We start from the raw sequence: 17355 nt of genomic DNA on the forward strand, positions 1-17355 counted from the left end.
GAGCGGGTGCGGGGCCGAAGATCTCAGGTGACCGATATGTCAGCTCGCGTGGACGGGCTCCTTGTCGAGCTCGACCGACTTGTTCTGGAGCTCGACCAGCTTCGCTCCTTCGACGTCGATATCGGGCAGAACGCGGTCCAGCCACTTCGGGATCCACCACGACCACTTGCCCATCAGGGTCAGCAGCGACGGGATGAGGACCATGCGGATCAGGAACGCGTCGAGCAGCACGCCCGCAGCGAGCGCGAAGCCCATCTGCTTGGCGATCGCGTCGGTCTCGAGGAGGAAGGAGGCGAACACCGAGATCATGATGATGGCCGCCGAGGTGACCACGCGCGCGCCGTGGTGGTAGCCGGAGATCATGGCTTCCTTCGGCGCCTTGCCGTGCACGTATTCCTCGCGCATTCGGGTGACGAGGAACACCTGGTAGTCCATGGCGAGGCCGAAGACCAAGCCGATGAGCATGATCGGCAGGAAGCTGACCAGCGGTCGCGGATCCTCGATGAGTCCGAGCGCGCCTTCCTGGAAGATGAGCACGGTCGCGCCGAAAGTGGCCGCCATGGAGAGCAGGAAGCCGAGCGCGGCGGTCAACGGGACCAGGATCGAGCGGAACACCAGGATCAGCAGCAGGAACGCCGCGCCCGCGACGACCGCCAGATACGGTGCGATCTTGCTGAGCAGGACGTGGTCTATGTCGGCGTAGATCGCGGTGGTGCCGGTGATGCCGTACTGCATACCGTACGTCGACTCGAATTCGGCTTCGGCGCCGCGCGCCTCGGCCACCAGATCCTTGGTGTCCTGGTTGTTCGGGCCGGACTTCGGCACGCCGTCGAGCAGCGCGCCCTGGCCGTCATCACTCCACTGCGGCGTGGTCACGTAGTCCATGTGGGAGTACGAGCCCAGTTTGGTGCGCAGCGCCTGGACGGCTTCCTCGCGCTTGTCCTTGGCGACGCCGCTGAGGTCGACCGCGATGTTGAGCACACCGTTGCTGCCCTCGCCGAAGCCGTCGGTGCGCAGGTCGTACGCCTTGCGGATGGTGGAGTCCTTCGGCATGCTGTCCTCGCCGGGCAGGCCGAGGTTCAGGCCCGCGGCCGGTGCGGCGAGCGCGCCGAGCACGACAACGCTGAGGATCAGCGCGGCCCACGGCGCCTTGCCGATCAGCTTCGCGACCCGCATGCCGTTGGTGACCTGGCGGTCGTCCTCGGGGTCGTGCTTGGCGACGAACGGCAGTTTCGGCGTGAACAGGAACCGGCCGAAGGCGCCGAGCAGCGCGGGCATCAGGGTGATGGCGGTGAGCACCGCGAAGGCCGCGGCCACCGCGCCGCCCAGACCCATCCAGGTCATGAATTCGACGCCGATGACGCTGAGACCGCCCAGCGCGATGATGACCGTGAGACCCGCGAACACGACGGCCGAGCCTGCGGTACCGAGCGCTGTTCCCGCGGCTTCTTCGGGTGAATCCTGGACGGTGCGTTCGTGTTTGTAGCGGGAGACGATGAACAGCGCGTAGTCGATGGACAGCGCGATGCCGATCATCGATGCCAGGAACGTGGTGAAACTGGGCAGCGAGATGAACCCGGTGCCGACCATGATCAGCGACATGGCGGCGCCGAGGCCGACGATCGCGGTGATGATGGGGATGAAGGCCGCGACGATCGCGCCGAAGGCCAGGATCATCACGACCAGCGCGACGCCCATGCCGATGAGTTCGGCCTGACCGCTCGGCCCGCCGGTCGGCTGAGCGATGCTGCCGCCCAGTTCGACGGTCAGTCCCGCGTTGCGCGCGTCGGCCGCGACATTGGATGCGGCTTCGCGGTGCGCGTCGGTGACGTCATCGAAGGTCTTGATGCTGAACGGCACGCTCATGAACGCGACGGTGGCAGGCTCGGTCTTGTTGAGCACGTTGAGCGGCGCGCCGCTGCACTTGGCCGGATCCGGATCGGCCAGGCAGCCCAGCTTGTCGGTGGCTTCGATCGGATTGCTCAGCGGTTTGCTGTGATCGATGATGTCGAGCTGGTCGAGCCGGGCGATGAAGGCTTGCAGTGCCGCACGGTTCGCCGGGTCGGTCAGCTTCTGGCCTTCCGGCGCCGCGATCACGTAGGTACCGGTGACGGCGTCGAACTGGTAGGCCGCGGAGGCGCCGGGGAAGTGCTTGTCCAGGATCTCGTTCGCGCGTTCGGAGGGCAGCGCGGGCAGGCTGAAGTCGTTGCTCATCGGCTTGCTGAGCTGTGCTCCCAGGCCGCCTAGCAGGACGAACAGGACGAGCCATACCGGCAGCACTATCCATTTCCGGCGGAAAGCGAACTTTCCCCATCTATAGAGGTATACGGACACGAGTGGGTTCTCCTAGCGAATGACTGGGACGTGCTGGACCGTGGCGCGTAGACAGCACTTCGCGGGGCATCGTGCCTGTGTCCCCGCCTCCACTATGACGCTTTCTGCCTACCGTGCGGTAGGTAGACTACCCATCGGATAAGCGGAGACACAACCTCAATATCAGTGACCCCATTGGCTCCGCGCAATCGGGGTGAGAGGATCAAGGAATGGCCGTCCGTGCGGTATCGGATACTGTTGTCGCAGCTAGAGGTACTAAAATCGCGATTCGGGACGCTGCGGTCAAGCTGTTCGGCAGCAAAGGCTTCGAGCAGACGAGCCTGCGCGAGGTCGCAGATGCGGTAGGAATCACAAAGGCTTCCCTGTACTATCACTACCCCTCGAAGCTGGATCTGCTACTGGCGATCATCGATCCGATCATCGACCACATGCGCGACATCACCGAGGACATCGACGCCGTACCCCACGACCCTGAGGGGATACGCGCCGTGCTGCGCACCTATCTGCGCGGCCTGATCCGCCACCGCGACGCGGGCGCCCTGTGCATTCGCGACACGGTCGCCATCCTCAACGCGATGGCCGACCGGTATCCCGATCTCGTCGACTCCAACCGCGTCCTGCGCACCTGGCTGTCCGGTCCCGACCCGACACCGGAGGCGCAACTGCGGGCGTGTGCCGCGCTCGAGGTGATCGGCGTCGCACTGACCTCGAAAGAGTTCGTGCCGAACGCCGACGACGCCCTGGTCGAGCGGACCCTGCTCGACGCCGCGACCGGCGTACTCGCGGTGGGCGGCGGGCGGTAGCGGCCGACCTGTCGCCGCGTCGGCGTACATTCGAGCCGAATCCCGCGGTACGCGCCGCGACCCGTGTAGACCGGTTCCCCTGGGAGTGATCCGTGCACATCACCGCGAAGATCGACTACGCGGTACGAACGCTGCTCGAAATCGCGCGCGCGGCGCACGCCGCGGACGGCGCGGCATTGAAATCGGATGTCATCGCGGCCGAACAGGGCATCCCCCCGAAGGTGTTGGAATCGGTCGTCGGTGATCTGCGGCGGGCGAATCTCGTGGTGAGCAGGCGCGGTCCCGACGGCGGCTACTGGCTGGCACGGCCCGCCTCCCAGATCACCGTCGCCGATGTCATCCGCGCCATCGAGGGCCCGTTGGCCTCGGTGCGCGGGCAGCGTCCCGAGGACGTCACCTACGGCGGCGCGGCCGAATCGCTGCAACGCGTGTGGATCGCGCTGCGCGTGAACATTCGCGCGGTACTGGAGAACGTGACCATCGAGGAGATCGCCCATGCGCGCCTGCCCGGCTTCGTCGACACACTCACCGAGGACGCGGGCGCCTGGGCGCGCCGCGAGCCATCGACCCGCAAATGACCATCGATTTCGCTGGTCAAGAAAGTGCGAGACGATGACATCCGTACCCGGTAACCTGCGTTCATCATGTTGACCGGACTGCTTCGCACCTACCTGAGCCCCTACCGCACTCAGTTGGCCGCGGTCGTTGTGCTCCAGTTGATCTCGGTGATCGCGATGCTATATCTACCGCGATTGAACGCCGACCTGATCGACGACGGCGTCACCAAGGGAGATATCGGCTACATCTGGACCACCGGGCTGTGGATGCTCGGGGTCAGCGCCGTGCAGATCGTGGCATCGGCGTGCTCGGTGTACTTCGGCGCGCAGGCGGCCATGGGCGCGGGCCGCGACCTGCGCGGCGCGCTGCTGCACCGGGTCGGCACCTTCTCCTCGCGCGAGGTCGGGATGTTCGGCGCGCCGTCGCTGATCACCCGCAACACCAACGACATTCAGCAGGTCCAACTGCTCATCGTGATGTCGGCGACGATTCTGGTGATGGCCCCGATCATGTGCGTCGGCGGCATCTTCATGGCACTGCGCGAGGATCTGGCGCTGTCGTGGCTGCTACTGATCGCCGTGCCCGCCCTCGGGCTTTCCATGGGGCTGGTCGTGGCGAGGATGGTGCCGGGCTTCCGCGCCATGCAATTCCGCATCGACGAGGTCAATCGGGTACTGCGCGAACAGATCACCGGAATCCGGGTGGTGCGCGCGTTCGTCCGCGAGCGGCAGGAGACGTGGCGCTTCGGCGTCGCGAACAGCGAACTCACCGACACCGCGATGCGCGTCGGGCGCCTGATGGCGCTGATGTTCCCCATCGTCATGCTGATCAGCAATGTCACCGCGGTCGGGGTGATCTGGTTCGGCGGCCACCTCATCGACGACGGCACGATGCACATCGGGTCGCTCACCGCGATGCTGTCCTACATCATGCAGATCCTGATGGCGGTCATGATGGCCTCCTTCCTGGCCATGATGGCGCCGCGCGCTGCGGTGTCGGCGGACCGGATCGGCGATGTGCTCGGCACCGAGTCGTCGGTGCGCACGCCGTCGCAGCCGCGGCCGTTCGCGACCGATCCGGCCTCCCTCGAACTCGCCGGGGTCGAATTCAGCTTCCCCGGCGCGGAGAAACCGGTGTTGCGGGGCATCACGTTCGGCGTCGGACCGGGCACGACGACCGCGATCGTCGGTTCCACCGGCGCGGGCAAGACCACGCTGGTGAACCTGATACCCCGCCTCATCGACGTCACCGACGGCGCGGTCCTCATCGGCGGCACCGACGTGCGCCACCTCGACCTGGAGGTGCTGCGCACCCAGATCGGCTTGATCCCGCAGAAGGCGTACCTGTTCTCGGGCACCGTGGCGAGCAATCTGCGCTACGGAAATCCCGACGCCACCGACGAACAACTCTGGCACGCACTCGAGGTCGCGCAGGCCGCCGACTTCGTCCGCGATATGCCGCAGGGTCTCGATACACCGGTCGCCCAGGGTGGCACCACGGTCTCGGGCGGGCAGCGGCAGCGGTTGGCCATCGCGCGGGCGCTGGTGCGCAGGCCGCGGATCTACCTGTTCGACGACTCGTTCTCCGCGCTCGACGTCGCCACCGACGCGCGCCTGCGCGCGGCGCTGCGGCCGGAGACCAAGGACGCCGCGGTGATCATCGTGGCGCAGCGCATTTCCACGATTCGCGACGCGGATCAGATCGTGGTGCTCGAAGACGGCGAGATCGCGGGCATCGGCACGCACGAGCGATTGGTGCGCGACTGTGCCGAATACCGCGAGATCGTCGAGTCCCAGTTGAGTGCGGAGGAGGTCGGATGAGGCCCGGCGGTCCCATGGCGGGCGCGCCGGATTCGAAGGCGAAATCCTTCGGTCCGTCGCTGAAACGGCTGCTGCGCAGGCTCGCTCCCGAACGGTTCTACGTCGCCGTGATCGTCGCCCTTGTGATCGCGGCGGTGGTGCTCAACACCCTCGGCCCCTACCTGCTCGGCAAGGCCACCAACCTGGTCTTCGACGGATTGATCGGCAAGCAGCTCACCGATTTCCAAGGGATGAGCAAGGACCAGGTCACCGAGGTGCTGCGCGATCGCGGCGAGAACACCTTCGCCGACATGCTCGGCGCGATGGACGTGGTCCCCGGCGTCGGCGTCGATTTCACGGCGGTGGGCCGGGTGCTGCTGGTGGTACTCGCGCTGTACATCGGTTCGGCGGTCTTCGGCTGGCTGCAGGGGTTCCTGCTCAATATCGTCATCAACCGCACGGTGCAGCGGCTGCGCGGCGAGGTCGAGGACAAGATCCACCGACTGCCGTTGCGCTACTTCGACTCCGCGCCGCGCGGTGACGTGCTCAGTCGCGTCACCAACGACGTCGACAATGTCTCGCAGAGCCTCCAGCAGACCATGAACCAGTTGCTGGTCTCGGTCTTCTCGGTGATCGGCATCCTGATCATGATGTTCTGGATCTCGCCGCTGCTCGCGCTGATCGCCTTGCTCACGGTGCCTGCCGCAGTGGTCGTCACCGCGCAGATCGCGAAACGGTCCAAACCGCACTTCATCGACCAGTGGAAGTACACCGGCATGGTGAACGCCCAGGTCGAGGAGGCGTACACCGGTCACGAGGTGGTCAGCGCCTTCGGCCGCAGCCGGGAGGTCGGCGAGGAGTTCGACAAGCGCAATCAGGATCTGTACGAGTCGAGCTTCAAGGCGCAGTTCATCTCCGGGCTGATCATGCCGTCCATCATGTTCCTGGGGAACGTGAACTTCGTGCTGGTCGCGCTGGTCGGCGGCCTGCGCGTGGCGACGGGGCAGATCTCGCTCGGCGAGGTGCAGGCGTTCATCCAGTACTCGCGCCAGTTCAGCCAGCCGCTCACCCAGATCGGCGCCATGGCCAACCTGCTCCAGTCCGGCGTGGCCTCGGCGGAGCGCATCTTCGAGATCCTCGACGCCGAGGAGCAGTCCGCCGATCCGGTCATGGACGATGTCCGTCCGGTCGATCGCGGCCGGGTGGAATTCGAGGCGGTGTCGTTCCGCTACCAGCCCGACAAGCCGGTGATCGAGCGGTTGTCGCTGGTCGCGGAGCCGGGACATGTGGTGGCGATCGTCGGTCCCACCGGCGCGGGCAAGACCACGCTGGTGAACCTGCTGATGCGCTTCTACGACCTCGACGCGGGCGCGATCACCGTGGACGGCGTCGATATCACCCGCATGACCAGGGAGAACCTGCGCTCCAGGATCGGCATGGTCTTGCAGGACACCTGGCTGTTCAAGGGCACCATCAAGGAGAACATCGCCTACGGTGATCCCACCGCGAGCGAGGACGACATCCTCGCCGCCGCCCGCGCCGCCTACGTCGACCGGTTCGTGCACGCGCTGCCCGACGGCTACGACACGGTGATCGACGAGGAGGGCTCCGGGGTGAGCGCAGGCGAGAAACAGCTCATCACCATCGCCCGCGCCTTCCTGGCCAAGCCGTCGATCCTGATCCTGGACGAGGCGACGAGTTCCGTCGACACCCGCACCGAACTGCTCGTGCAGCACGCCACGGCGGCGCTGCGCCGCGACCGCACGAGTTTCGTGATCGCCCACCGGCTTTCGACCATCCGCGACGCCGACCTGATCGTGGTCATGGAGGCCGGGCGCATCGTCGAGCACGGCACACACGAGCGGCTGCTCGAGGAGCGCGGCGCCTACTACCGGCTCTACAACGCCCAGTTCGCGGCCGCGGCCGCGGAAGCCTGAGCGGAGTCGGCCGATAGCGCACCTGCGGGTCCGTGCCCTCGGGCGCGCCTGCGAGGATGAGGAGGTGGCAGCACCCGACACCTCCTTCTCCTTCACCATCGGCGCCCGCCTCGAGGACAGGCACGGGCGAGCCGGGGTGATCGAAACGCCGCACGGCCGGATCGCGACGCCCGCGTTCATCCCGGTCGGCACCAAGGCGACGGTGAAGTCGGTGCTACCGGAGACCATGAAGGAGATCGGGGCGCAGGCCGTACTCGCCAACGCCTACCACCTGTATCTGCAACCGGGCCCGGACATCGTGGACGAGGCGGGCGGGCTCGCGAAATTCATGAACTGGCACGGTCCGACCTTCACCGACAGCGGCGGATTCCAGGTGATGTCGCTCGGCGTCGGCTTCAAGAAGGTCATCGCGATGGAAGCGGTCGACGTGCGCAGTGACGACGTGATCGCCAAGGGCAAGGAACGTCTGGCGACCGTGGACGACGACGGCGTCACCTTCCGCTCGCACCTGGACGGATCGCGGCACCGGTTCACCCCCGAGGTGTCCATGGGGATCCAACACGGACTCGGCGCGGACATCATGTTCGCCTTCGACGAGTTGACCACGCTGCTCAATACCCGTGAATACCAGGAGAAGTCGGTGCGCCGCACGCACGAGTGGGCGCAGCGCTGCATCGACGAGCACGAACGGTTGACCGTCGAACGCGCGCACCACCCGTATCAGGCGCTGTTCGCGGTGATCCAGGGCGCGCAGTACGAGGACCTGCGACGCAAAGCATGCCGGGATCTCGAGGCGATCCGTGGCGCGGCGGGCACGGAATTCGACGGCTACGGCATCGGCGGCGCGCTCGAGAAGCACAATCTCGGCGCCATCGTCGGCTGGTGCTGTGACGAACTGCCCGAGCACAAGCCGCGGCACATGCTCGGCATCAGCGAACCCGAGGACATCTTCGTCGCCGTGGAGAACGGCGCGGATACCTTCGACTGCGTGAATCCGTCACGGGTGGCCCGCAATGCCGCGATCTATGTCGCCGAGGGGCGATTCAACATCGACACCAGGCGATTCCGCCGCGACTTCACCCCGATCGACGACAGCTGCGACTGCTACACCTGCGCCAACTACACCCGCGCCTACATCCATCACCTGTTCAAGGCCAAGGAGATGCTGGCCTCGACCCTGTGCACGATCCACAACGAACGGTTCACCATCCGGCTCGTCGACCGCATCCGCGACAGCATCGAGGGCGGCTATTTCGACGAGTTCAAGGAGGAGACGCTGCGGGTGTGGAAGCGCTGAAAGCCGCGCGACCCAGGCGGGCGCGCGGCCGCGCGATCAGGCGTGCAGCGCGTCCGACGGTGACGGCGCGTAGGTCGGTTCGTACTTCTTGAGCAGCGCGATGACCCGGTAGGTGACCGGCATGACCACCACCTCGCACAGCGTCTTCCACACGAATCCGACGATCACGTAGTTCACGAACTGCCGCCAGCTGTCGATGCCGATGGCGCCCGCGGCGATGGAGCAGAAGATCAGCGTGTCGGCGAACTCGCCGACGATGGTCGACCCGATCAACCTGGCCCACAGGTGCTTCTCCCTGGTGCGTTCCTTGATCAGCACGAGCGTCGCCGAATTCAGCAGCTGACCGACGAAATACCCGGCGAGACCGGCGGCGACCAGCCGCGGCGTGGTTCCGATGACGGTCCGGAACGCCTCCTGGTTCTCGTAGAAACCGGCGGCGGGCAGCCGGATCGCGATGGCGAAGCACGCGACGGTCAGCAGCAGCGCGCCGAATCCGTAGTAGATGGCGTGCCGGGTGGCGCGGAAGCCGTACACCTCGCTGAGCACGTCGCCGAGGATGTAGGCGAGGGGGAACAGGAAGAACGCGCCGTCGGTCGCGATCGGCAGGATCTGCAGTGGGCCGAGCGACACCGATTCGTCCCCGAAGAACTCCACGCCCTTGGTGGCGCAGATATTCGAGATGATCAGAGTCGCGGTGAACAGTGCGACGATGGCCGGGTAGTACCCCCGCGCGACCCGGGCGAAAGCCACATGGTCGGCGGGGTGTCCAGACCCCTCGTGTTCTTCGGATTTGGTCGAATCACTCACGCGACTCATCAAACCAGGTGCGTGCCGGGCCGGTCGGGTAACGGATTCATATCGGCACGGCGCGCTCGTCGGCGACGATTATTCTGTAGCCATGACCAAACCCGGCGATTCCGACGAGTGGTGGAAGCAGTACGGCGGCCAAGGCGTGTCGCCGGAGTCCGGCGCGCAGAGCTCGGTCCCGCAGTACCCGACCCCCGAACCGTCCGGGTATCCCTCCGCCCCGCAATATCCGCAACAGCCGCAACAGTCGCAGCCGCAATATCCGCAGCAGCCGTCGCAGCCCCAGTACCAGCAGCCGTATCCGCAGCAGCCGTCGCAGCCGAACTACGGCTACCAGCAGCCGCCCGGATATCAGCCCTACGGCCAGCCGCTCGCGCAGGGCACCAACGGTTTGGCCATCGGCGCGCTGGTCTCCTCGCTGATCGGGTTGTGCACGTGCAGTATCGGTTCGATCGTCGGCATCATCCTCGGCGTGATCGCCCTGAATCAGCTGAAGGAACGTCCCGGCCAGGAGGGGCGCGGGATGGCGTTGTCGGGCATCTGGGTGGGCGCGGGCGGAATCGTCGCGTGGATCATCTATGTGGCGGTCATCCTCGCCACCAGTTAGGGCCGCGCGAACTCTCCAGGCACGACAAAAGGGGCGCCCCCGATGTGGGAGCGCCCCTTTCGTGACAGGTCGGAACCTCAGGAGACCTTGACGACCTGGGTGCCGCCTGCGAACTTGTCGTGCCAGCCCTGCTTGTTGGGGTCCTGCGAGATGGTGATGATGATGTAGATCATCAGACCGAGGGTGACGAAACCGCCGACGCAGGGAATGAGGTTCGCGGCGAGGAACGCGTTGCGCTTGAACGACACCTCGGGGGTGAGGGTCGCCGCGCCCGAGGGCGGGAGCACCTTGAGGCCGAGGATCTTCTTGCCGAGGGTCTGGCCCTGGGTGACCTCGAGTGCGACGAAGTAGCCGAGCAGCGCGAGCGCGCCGACGAAGCTGATCGCGATCTGCAGCACGAACGAGTTCACCACCTGCGCCAGGATGATGAACACGATGTTGACGATCAGGCCGTCGATGATGCGCGCGCCGATGCGGGTGCCGAGATCGGCCGGGACGCCGCCGCCCGGTGCGCCGTAACCGCCGCCCTGCTGGCCGTACTGATCCTGCCCGTACTGCGGCTGACCGTACTGCTGCTGCGGCTGGCCGTACTGCTGTTGCCCACCGTATTGCTGCTGTCCGCCGTACTGTTGCTGGCCGTATTGCGGCGGCTGCTGTCCGTACTGGCCGCCCTGCTGCGGGTACTGCTGTCCACCCTGCGGGTAGGGCTGGCCGTACGGCTGCCCGCCCTGGGGATTCTGATTGGGGTCGTAGCCACCGCTAGTCATAGTGTGTCGTCCTCGTCGTGATCAGTAGATCAGTAGATCGGTCGACTGCGTACGTTACGGACATCGGCTCGGTTGCAACAACCTATTCCCGTCGAAGGTCAACGGCTGTCGCGGCAAACCGGACGGATCGAAGTGCTCCGACAACTGTGTCGGTGTTCTCGCGCTATCGCTGATCGACCGGCACAGGGCGCTGACCACCGCTTCCACGGTGTCGCCGCCCGCCAACCGATCGGCGAGGGTGACCGATCCGTCCCTTTTCGCCAACCGCTGTCCGGCCGCGTTGAGCACCAGTGGCACGTGGGCATATTCCGGAATCGGCAGGCCGAGCAAGGTGCACAGATATGCCTGGCGCGGGGTGGAGGCGAGGAGGTCGTCGCCGCGGACCACCTGGTCTACGCCCTGCGCGGCGTCGTCGACCACGACCGCGAGGTTGTAGGCGGGCATGCCGTCGCCGCGGCGCAACACCACGTCGTCGACGAGGCCGCGATATCCGCCGTGCAGCCGATCGATGATCTCGAATTCGCCGACGTCGGCGCGCAGTCGCAGCGCGGCGGGGCGACCGGCGGCGATGTGGTCGGCGCGGGCGGCGGCGGTCAGGGTGCGGCAGGTGCCGGGGTAGGCGCCCATCGGTCCGTGCGGCGCGGTCGTGGCCTGTTGGATCTCGCGGCGGGTGCAGAAACATTCGTAGGTGCGGCCGGATTCGGTGAGGCGGTCGATGGCGGCGCGGTAGTGCTCGAGGCGTTCGCTCTGTCGCACGAGGGGTCCGTCCCAGTCGAGTCCGATGGCCGCGAGATCGGCGAGCTGGCGTTGTTCGGCGCCGGGACGGACGCGATCGAGGTCATCGACTCGCATCAGGAAGCGTCGTCCGGTGGTGCGGGCGAACACCCATGCCAGCAGGGCGGTGCGGAGATTGCCGAGGTGCAGGTCGCCGGAGGGGCTCGGGGCGTAGCGGCCCGCGCCGCCGGGTTCGGACACGGCTGTCATGGTAGGTCGGGGCCGGCGGGTTCGGTCAGGCGCGGCTTCAGCTCGTCGGGACTGATGGGGGTGTCCGCGTCGAGTGCGTTCAGCAGGGCTTCGGCACGGGCGACGAGTCCGGAGCGGTCGATGCCGTAGGGGAGGGCGTCGTCGTCGCCCGCGTAGCGGTCCAGACGGGTGACCGCGCGAGTGAGCAGGGTCCGCGCCCCCTTCTTATTCCCGCGCTGGATGTGGGTGAGCCCCACCGCGTATTGCGCCAACCCCTGCCACAGCATCCTTTCGGCGAACGGTCCGTTCTTCCATGCGGACTCGAGTACCTCGTGCGCGTTGAAGGCCAAACCGTCGTCCAGCAGTTGCTGGGCGAAGGTCAAGGTTTGCTGGGGTGGCAGATCGAGGTCATCCGGGATGCGCGGGACGCCGACGCTACCGCGCGGTAGGGGTCGCCCGAAGCGATCGCGCGGACGCGGGTTAAGGGCGCGACCTGCCTCGTCGCGGGGACGTTCGACCATGTACCCATCATCCACAACGGGTCGGGCCGGTGTCGCGTACGTGCCCCGGCGTAAGGGGAATTGACGGATCACAGACCAATCACGCCACTTGTGAAGCTGCGGCGTGCAAGACTCGCGGTGAATGGACGATGGATGCCCGGCAATGTCTCCGCTATCGCATATCTTCGCAAGATTGGCAAATATCATGATCGAATAAACCGGGGGTCGGCAAACTATCGGCGGACCTGCTACTGTTTAGCTCGGGGGTTGCCCCCGCGAGGTGTATTCGCCTCGGCCACCGTGCGATTGGGACGCACCGTGAAAGTCGCGCGCTACCGCTAGGCGCACCACGGGTATTCGGCGCTTCCGGTCGAATATCGGTGCTGGTTACAGCGATGTCCGAATTATTTCTCGTATCTCGACGCAGCAAAGGAGCATGTGCCGTGGAGGTTGATTTGACGGGTGCGGTGTGGCGCAAGAGCGTGCACAGCGGCCCCGATGGAAACTGCGTGGCGGTCGCAAATCTTCGAGACGGCAATGTCGCCGTTCGCGACACCAAAGACAAAGAGCAAGGCCGGGTGCTCGCGTTCACCCCGAATGAATGGGATGCGTTTCTCACGGGGATAGTGGCGGGCGAGTTCGGGCGCGCCTGATTCGGGTCGCCGGAGTCGGTCAGCACGGGTCCCGCGCCGTAACGGCTCGGGGCCTTCGCGTGTACCGCGGATGATGTGAACTACTGCACGGCAAGCTTTTTCGGGCGGTGGCCGAGATCGGTCGCGGACTTCGGTGCGCGACCGTGGACGCGGTGCATGCCGCGTTCGCGGGGAGGATATCGTCGCCACTGTGATCGAGCGTCGCCTGCGAATGAGTCGGATCGCGCCACCGGACGCGACCGTGTACTGGTTGTCCCGGCGCACCCGCAATGATGTGTTCCTGCTCTACGGATTCTCCGACCGCGGTGTGCCCACCTCCGAACTGCGTAAATCGGTCGTCGAACGTAGTGCGCGCATCCCGGATCTCAGTGTCCGACTGCGCCCGACTCCGGGTGATCTCGACTATCCGCGCTGGATTCCCTGCGAATTCCAGGCCGAGCAGTTCCTCGAACATCCGGCAACGCGCTGGAGCGAGGTGCTCGACACCCTTGCCGAATTACTCGACACCGGCGTCGAAGCCACCGTCCGGCCGTGGCGAATACATGTGTTTCGCGGTATCACCGAAGCGCCCCGGCGAACCGACCCGGACGAACCAACCACGGTCGTGGCACTTCAGATATCGCACGCACTGGTGGACGGAAAACGATCATCGGCAATCGCGCGCACGTTGTTCGCGCCCGGCGATGGTGACCGGTCCGACGGACAGCACGAGACCGACGCGTGGTCACGGTGGTATTCCGTCACAGACGCGACCGTGGGCCTACTGCGATACCCCTTCCGAGTCGCACAGACCGTCGTGCGCGGTGTCGGTGCGTTCCGCGCGCAGCGAGCACTGGCGAAGGCGACGGCGGCCGGATCGGTACCGGAACCCGGACCTGGCTTCCCGCCCACCATCCTGAATCGTGCCGAGACGCCGGAAGTCTCGGGTCACCTGATACGGACCATCGTGCTCGATACACAGGCGCTGCGCGTCGAAGGGCGCACGATCACCGTTCTCGTCCTCACCGCCGTCTCGATGGCGCTCGCCGAATACCTCGACAGCCGAGGCGAATCCGTCGACCGGCTCGGCGCACAAGTGCCCGTGGCCGTACCCCTCACCTCGGCCCGCAACGGCTACCGCAGCACCGGAGTCGACCTGCACATCGACGAACCCGACCTGTCGCGCCGCGCCGACCGCATCGCCGCCGACCTCACCGCCCGCCGAACCCGCGCCGCCCATCCGCTGCTCGGCGCCCAAGACCGAGTCACAGCCGTCACCCCCGCGCGGACACTGCGCAACGACATCGACCGCCACATTCTCGACACCCCCGACAGCATCACCGGCCACACGGTCGTCTCCAGCGTCGACCGCGGCCCTGCCGACCTCGAATTCGGCGGACCGGTGTTGTTCACCGGAGGATTCCCGGCCATCGGCTCGGTCATGCGCCTCACCCACGGGGTCTACGGACTCGGCGACACCGTCACCGTCTGCGTACACGCCGATCCGGGCGTCCTTCCCGATCTCGATGGTTACGTTGACATGCTGCGCGCCGCCCTCGAGCGGGTGCGTGGCATCGCGCCCGGTGGTGTCGGGTAGGTCGCGCGGGTGGTCCGGTAGTGCGCGCGGCCAACGAACTGGGCCATCGAGTCCGGTGGTGTCGGGGTCGCATCACGCGGTCTCTCGAGTGAGTCGGGTAGTGCGAGTCGTGTGCACGGCGAGCGTGTCCGCGGTAGGCGGCGCGGGGCGGACTCGGCGCGTGCGCTCGGTTCAGGAGAAGCGGTCGAGGAGTCGGGCGTTCAGGTCGCGCAGGTAGTCGTGACCGTACGCGCCGTTCTCCAGGTTCTCGATCAGGGTGACGGGGAGGTCCTGATCGATGTCGGCGCAGCGGGACCCGGCGGCGAGCGCGATGGTGGCGACGGTATCGACGTCTCCGGTCCATGCCACCGAGCTGCGCAGGATCTCGCTCATTGCGGTGCCGGTGGACAGTGAAGTGAGCGCCGCACGGACGCTCATCCACCCCTTGGATCCGACCTTGCCCCGCCACGGTCTCGCCCATTCGGGACCGAGATGCGAAGCGACCCAGGCGGGCAGGTCACGCACCGGCCCGAGGCCGCGGTGGCAGTAGTGCACGGCGAGTGCCGCGGCCTGGGCCGCGGCGATGCCGTCGGGTGTGTCATGGGTGATGCGCGCCTGCGTGTGGGTGTACCGCAACACCTCGTCGACGGTCGGCAGCAGCCCGATCGGCCCCGCACGCATGGCCGCGCCACTCTTGTCGCTGGCCGGGACGATCCCGGCCAGCAGTTCGGAGCCGGTACTGACGGTGCCGAGAAACTCCTGGAACCGCCGCGCGTAACCGTCGCGCGGGTCACGTCGGTAGGCGCGCACGAAGTATTCGGCCAGCCGATCACGATCCCACGGCTCATCCGAGACAAGCAGCTCCGCCACCGCGAGAGTCATCTGAGTGTCATCGGTATAAGCGCCCGGCAGCACCCCGAGATGCGTCGGATGCTGCACATAAGCACCGAGCGTGTTGTGCTCGGCAACGAACCCCGGCTCCGCATACTCGAATCCCGCCCCGTAAGCATCACCCACCGCAAGCTCGACCAACATGCCCCGTTCCTCCCATCCGCGACCCCGGTGAGTATGCCACCGAAACACCCCGCCGCGAACCTAATTGGGTAGCTGTACCTTCGGGTCGCGTCGTGTCCGCCATTCTCAGCCCAACACATCCACCGGGTAGCCCACCGAAATCCCCCGCATCCTGCTATTTCCCACCGACCACCCCGAGATCCCGCTCCGACCCGCCCCGAAGTCAATAGTGAAACGGCAATGTACTGGTTGGCTGATTCCCCACCCGCCATCTAGTGTGAAAGCTCGTTCACAGCGTTGTACACCAAGGAGTTTCGGTATGGGTATTCGTGTTCTGTCCGCCGGTTTCGCGGTAACGGCCGCCGCCGGGTTGACCATCCTGGCCGGCGGCGTCGCCGCGGCCGACCACCAGAGCGAGGCCCAGCTCCGCACCCAGGTCGAAGCGGCCTGCGCGGCCATCGGCGGCACCTACCCCCAGAACTACTTCCACGTCCCCGGCCAGTTCGCGGGCAAGGCAGGCTGCCTGATGCCCGACGGCCGCTACGTCCAGGTGAACCTCCCCGACGGCACCGAATGCACCAAGGACGCGGGCTTCGGCGTCTGGGTCCGCGGCACCGTTCGCAACGGCGAATGTCTCGACGCCTGACCCTGGACTCAACGCACGAAGGCTCGGTGGGCACCCCTGTCCCCACCGAGCCTTTCGGCTTTCTCGGCGCGTTCGGAATTGCCATCTTGTCTATAGGATGAATGCTATATAGCATCGATCCTATGGGGATGTATTCGATCGAGATCGAACCAGAGGTGGCCGAGTGGTTGCGGTCGCTTTCGGATCGAGACTTCGGTCGGGTGGATCAATATGTAGGCATGCTCGCCGAGCAGGCCGAGACGCTGAGTGAACCGTGGTCTCGGAGCCTTGTGACGGATTGCGGGAGCTGCGTTTCCACTTGCATCCGCTGGAGATGCGCATTACCTACTGGCTCGCCCCCGCCAGGCGAGTGGTGCTGCTGACAGTCTTTCGCAAGACGCGAATGCGGGAAATCTCGGAAGTCGATCGTGCGAAAGTGCTGCGGAAGGTGTGTGAAGCGGAGCATGAGCACGCTCGAGTCGGCTTCGACAGAAAAGTGAGGAACGATGTCTGAACACGAGTCGATGGACGAAGTGCGTCGTGAGCGGTTCAGCCGGCCTGGCTTCGACAGTGCCGAGTACTACGCGGGCCGCGAAGAGGCGAAGCTCGCGATCGAGTTCGCCAACGCGATCCGTGAACGCAGGCTGGAGCTCGGGCTGACGCAAACGCAACTTGCTTTACGTGCTGGACTGCGCCAACCCGATGTCTCCCGGTTGGAGTCCGGTGGGGGGACGCCGACCATCGGCATGCTGGAGCGATTGGCGCATGCCCTCGAACTGCGGTTTGTTGCTCGGTTCGAGAAGCCGGACGCGGCATAGGGGCACTGCCTTGCGGATGGCGGGCTCTACTCGTTTCATCGGTCGGGACGTTCACGCATGCGAAAATGCCCCTGACCAGCAATTGATGTCTGGTCAGGGGCATTTGCCGTGGCGGAGGATAGGGGATTTGAACCCCTGAGGGCGTTAACCCAACCCGCGTTCCAGGCGAGCGCCATAGGCCACTAGGCGAATCCTCCGTGGAGCAGCATAGCGGGATGTGGCGGTGAGATGCCAAACCGGGGTGGGGGTGGTGGGGGTGAGCTGGGCGGATGGAGTGTCGGGTGGGGGGTTGTCCGCGGGGGTGGGAGGACCGGCTAC

The 17355-nt window shown here is 66.1% G+C and carries 17 protein-coding genes and 1 tRNA gene; 11 read left to right on the plus strand and 7 right to left on the minus strand.

The window, feature by feature from the left end:
- Positions 1–39 precede the first annotated feature (39 nt).
- Positions 40–2334, minus strand: coding sequence for an MMPL family transporter (locus IT779_RS22600; RefSeq protein WP_196151372.1), 2295 nt, complete (start codon positions 2332–2334; stop codon positions 40–42).
- A 209-nt stretch (positions 2335–2543) separates the two neighbouring features.
- Between IT779_RS22600 and IT779_RS22605 the strand changes: the two genes are divergently transcribed.
- From IT779_RS22605 to tgt, 5 genes are all read left to right on the plus strand, one after another.
- Entirely contained in the window at positions 2544–3137 is a 594-nt protein-coding gene (locus IT779_RS22605) for a TetR/AcrR family transcriptional regulator (RefSeq protein WP_196151373.1), read from the plus strand.
- A 92-nt stretch (positions 3138–3229) separates the two neighbouring features.
- Complete coding sequence (locus tag IT779_RS22610; protein ID WP_196151374.1) at positions 3230–3715, plus strand: RrF2 family transcriptional regulator; 486 nt, start codon at positions 3230–3232, stop codon at positions 3713–3715.
- Positions 3716–3781: 66 nt separating this feature from the next.
- Entirely contained in the window at positions 3782–5515 is a 1734-nt protein-coding gene (locus tag IT779_RS22615; protein WP_196151375.1) for an ABC transporter ATP-binding protein, read from the plus strand.
- Positions 5512–7431: an ABC transporter ATP-binding protein gene (locus tag IT779_RS22620; RefSeq protein ID WP_196151376.1), complete on the plus strand. Its 1920-nt coding sequence runs from the start codon at positions 5512–5514 to the stop codon at positions 7429–7431. Before IT779_RS22615 ends, IT779_RS22620 begins: the two co-directional genes overlap by 4 nt.
- 64 nt (positions 7432–7495) lie before the next feature.
- Positions 7496–8728 carry a tRNA guanosine(34) transglycosylase Tgt gene (gene tgt, locus IT779_RS22625; RefSeq protein WP_196151377.1) on the plus strand — a complete coding sequence of 411 codons (1233 nt, stop codon included), beginning with the start codon at positions 7496–7498 and terminating at the stop codon, positions 8726–8728.
- Positions 8729–8764: 36 nt separating this feature from the next.
- On the opposite strand, the gene IT779_RS22630 is transcribed toward tgt, so the two are convergent.
- The gene (locus tag IT779_RS22630) at positions 8765–9544 is read right to left on the minus strand and encodes a queuosine precursor transporter (protein WP_196151378.1); all 780 of its coding nucleotides are present in this window, start codon (positions 9542–9544) and stop codon (positions 8765–8767) included.
- An 82-nt stretch (positions 9545–9626) separates the two neighbouring features.
- On the opposite strand from IT779_RS22630, the gene IT779_RS22635 reads away from it, so the two are divergent.
- Positions 9627–10142, plus strand: coding sequence for a DUF4190 domain-containing protein (locus IT779_RS22635; RefSeq protein WP_196151379.1), 516 nt, complete (start codon positions 9627–9629; stop codon positions 10140–10142).
- A 77-nt stretch (positions 10143–10219) separates the two neighbouring features.
- Here the strand turns inward: IT779_RS22635 and IT779_RS22640 are convergent, their stop codons facing one another.
- The 3 genes from IT779_RS22640 to IT779_RS22650 are packed head-to-tail and all read right to left on the minus strand — an operon-like array spanning position 10220 to position 12393.
- Positions 10220–10909, minus strand: a complete 690-nt coding sequence (locus tag IT779_RS22640; protein WP_196151380.1) for an RDD family protein — start codon at positions 10907–10909, stop codon at positions 10220–10222.
- Positions 10910–10963: 54 nt separating this feature from the next.
- The gene (gene gluQRS / locus IT779_RS22645) at positions 10964–11884 is read right to left on the minus strand and encodes a tRNA glutamyl-Q(34) synthetase GluQRS (protein ID WP_408637781.1); all 921 of its coding nucleotides are present in this window, start codon (positions 11882–11884) and stop codon (positions 10964–10966) included.
- A 5-nt stretch (positions 11885–11889) separates the two neighbouring features.
- Positions 11890–12393, minus strand: a complete 504-nt coding sequence (locus IT779_RS22650; RefSeq protein ID WP_196151382.1) for a DUF309 domain-containing protein — start codon at positions 12391–12393, stop codon at positions 11890–11892.
- A gap of 422 nt (positions 12394–12815) precedes the next feature.
- Here IT779_RS22650 and IT779_RS22655 point away from each other — a divergent pair, with 422 nt between their 5' ends.
- Together IT779_RS22655 and IT779_RS22660 are read left to right on the plus strand one after the other, a co-directional pair.
- Complete coding sequence (locus tag IT779_RS22655) at positions 12816–13025, plus strand: DUF397 domain-containing protein (protein ID WP_332838917.1); 210 nt, start codon at positions 12816–12818, stop codon at positions 13023–13025.
- A 190-nt stretch (positions 13026–13215) separates the two neighbouring features.
- A complete protein-coding gene (locus IT779_RS22660; protein WP_196151384.1) occupies positions 13216–14601 on the plus strand; it encodes a condensation/DUF1298 domains-containing protein in 1386 nt (461 codons plus the stop codon).
- A 171-nt stretch (positions 14602–14772) separates the two neighbouring features.
- On the opposite strand, the gene IT779_RS22665 is transcribed toward IT779_RS22660, so the two are convergent.
- Positions 14773–15615 (minus strand): ADP-ribosylglycohydrolase family protein, encoded by an 843-nt coding sequence (locus tag IT779_RS22665; RefSeq protein ID WP_196151385.1) that lies wholly within the window; start codon positions 15613–15615, stop codon positions 14773–14775.
- A 298-nt stretch (positions 15616–15913) separates the two neighbouring features.
- On the opposite strand from IT779_RS22665, the gene IT779_RS22670 reads away from it, so the two are divergent.
- From IT779_RS22670 to IT779_RS22680, 3 genes are all read left to right on the plus strand, one after another.
- Positions 15914–16240, plus strand: coding sequence for a hypothetical protein (locus IT779_RS22670; RefSeq protein ID WP_196151386.1), 327 nt, complete (start codon positions 15914–15916; stop codon positions 16238–16240).
- 313 nt (positions 16241–16553) lie between these two features.
- Positions 16554–16733, plus strand: coding sequence for a hypothetical protein (locus IT779_RS39105; protein WP_408637782.1), 180 nt, complete (start codon positions 16554–16556; stop codon positions 16731–16733).
- Entirely contained in the window at positions 16726–17037 is a 312-nt protein-coding gene (locus tag IT779_RS22680) for a helix-turn-helix domain-containing protein (protein ID WP_196151387.1), read from the plus strand. Before IT779_RS39105 ends, IT779_RS22680 begins: the two co-directional genes overlap by 8 nt.
- Before the next feature lie 109 nt (positions 17038–17146).
- On the opposite strand, the gene IT779_RS22685 is transcribed toward IT779_RS22680, so the two are convergent.
- Positions 17147–17234: transfer RNA gene (locus IT779_RS22685), tRNA-Ser, on the minus strand.
- Positions 17235–17355: the final 121 nt, after the last annotated feature.

This window comes from Nocardia bovistercoris (assembly GCF_015674855.1).
GTDB lineage: Bacteria > Actinomycetota > Actinomycetes > Mycobacteriales > Mycobacteriaceae > Nocardia > Nocardia bovistercoris.